Source organism: Longimicrobium sp., from assembly GCF_036388275.1.
Classification (GTDB): Bacteria; Gemmatimonadota; Gemmatimonadetes; order Longimicrobiales; family Longimicrobiaceae; genus Longimicrobium.
The window spans coordinates 1-1,775 of sequence record NZ_DASVSF010000090.1 but is presented as its reverse complement, the minus strand read 5'-3'; the positions used below and the strand labels follow the sequence as shown (position 1 = coordinate 1,775).

The window sequence follows — 1,775 nt, the reverse complement described above, 5'->3', positions numbered from 1 at the left end:
CAGCCGTTCGGGTATTTCACAGCAGCCTGCTCGTTGGATACCGCCGGCGGGATGATGACATCCTCGCCAGGCCGCCAGTTCACCGGCGTCGCCACTGTGTGCTTCGCGGTCAGTTGGCAGGAGTCCAGCAGCCGCAACACCTCGTCAAAGTTACGGCCGGTGGTCATCGGATAGATCAGCATCGCCTTGATCTTCTTGTCCGGGCCGATAACGAACACCGAGCGGACTGTGGCGTTGTCGGCGGCCGTCCGACCCTCGGACGTGGTGCCGGCGCCCTCGGGCAGCATGTCGTACGCGGTCGCCACCTTAACAGGCTGCGGAAAAACCCCTTAACGATTGCTGTTTGCTGAGTTCTTGGCTGCCGAGGCAAGCTGACAGTGAGCCGTGAAGGGCAATTCTGGAAGATTTGGCTGTGCTGGCCTTCGAAATCTACGTTGACGACCATGCAACGAACAGACTCCGGGTGTCTGCTACGCCGTGGCACCCAGCAGCTTCGGCAGCCGGATCAGGTCGTAGGCCGCCGCCGAGAGCGTGAACATCCAGCCGACCCGCGACGTGCCGCGGTAGCGCGTCTTGCGCTGTCCGCCGATCGTCTTCATCCAGCCGAACACCGCCTCGATCCGCTTGCGCACGCGCTGGCTTACCTGGTAGCCCCAGTGACGCGTGGTGCGTTGGTCAATGGCTGAACGGCGGCCGATGTCGTTCTGCGTCACATGCGGAGTGGCATCAAGGCCACGCATGTCGGCAACCAGGTCGGTCGTGTCGTAGGCTTTGTCACAGCCGACCGTGATGCGATGCCGCCCCGGTATCGCGCTGATCATCGCCACCGCCGCCTCGCGCTCGGCCGTGCCGGTCGCATGCGTGGTTGTGGCCTCGATCACCAGGCAGTGGCGGTTCTCGATCACCACATGCCCCATGTGGCATAGCTTCGCCGCCTGGCCCTTGGCTTTCTTGTAGAGCCGCGCATCGGGATCGGTGCTCGAGGCATGCGTCTCATTGCTGCGTGTCTCGCCATGGAAGTCACGCTCGCCGTTGCGCCCCGGACCGGGCGGCTCGCCGCTGCCGTCCCTGGGCCGGAAACTCTTCATCGAGGCCCAGGCCTCGATCAGCGTGCCATCGACCGAGAAGTGATCGCTCGAAAGCAGCCGCCTCACCTGCGGGTCAACCAGGATCGCCCGCAGGAAGCCATGGGCAATGTCGCCTTCCAGCAACCGGTCGCGGTTCTTGGTGAACACCGTCACGTCCCAGATCGGCGCCTCGATCGACAGACCGACGAACCAGCGGAACAAGACGTTGTAGCTCAGTGGCTCCATCAACTGCCGCTCTGAGCGGACCGTAAAGAACGCCTGGAGCAGCAAAGCCCGCAGCAGTTGCTCCGGCGGAACCGACGGCCGTCCGGTTAGCGAGTAGATCTGATCGAAGTCAGGCGACAGACGCTCCAGCGCGGCGTTCACTAGTGGGCGGATCTGCCGCAACGGATGATCCGGCGGCACCATCGCCTCCGGGTTCACGTAGCCGCCCAGGTGACCTCTCTGATGATCCCGCCCGCGCATACGCCAGTCTCTCTCGGTGCCTGCTCTGGTTATAGAAATCACATCGATGGCCAAATTTACAGGGGGTTTTTCCGCAGCCTGTTAATACGCGCGACCGTCGTCACGTCGGCGGTGTTGCCAGGCAGTACCCACGAGCGCACCGGCATACCATCGCGGGTGACGGCAAGGGCGATGATCACCTGGGGCTGGTTGTCACGACCTTCCTTGCTGTGGCCGCGCTTG

The 1,775-nt window shown here is 63.4% G+C and carries 1 protein-coding gene and 1 pseudogene; both read right to left on the bottom strand.

The genetic code is table 11. The features are described from left to right. Nucleotides 1-311: pseudogene (locus tag VF632_RS18890) on the bottom strand (peroxiredoxin); the annotation flags it as partial. A 159-nt stretch (nucleotides 312-470) separates the two neighbouring features. Next, complete coding sequence (locus tag VF632_RS18885) at nucleotides 471-1,553, bottom strand: IS5 family transposase (RefSeq protein WP_331024490.1); 1,083 nt, start codon at nucleotides 1,551-1,553, stop codon at nucleotides 471-473. Nucleotides 1,554-1,775 lie beyond the last annotated feature (222 nt).

Excerpts from the sequence above, each read along its gene's own strand:
- VF632_RS18885 (WP_331024490.1), bottom strand. The coding sequence starts at position 1,553 with ATGCGCGGGCGGGATCATCAGAGAGGTCACCTGGGCGGCTACGTGAAC.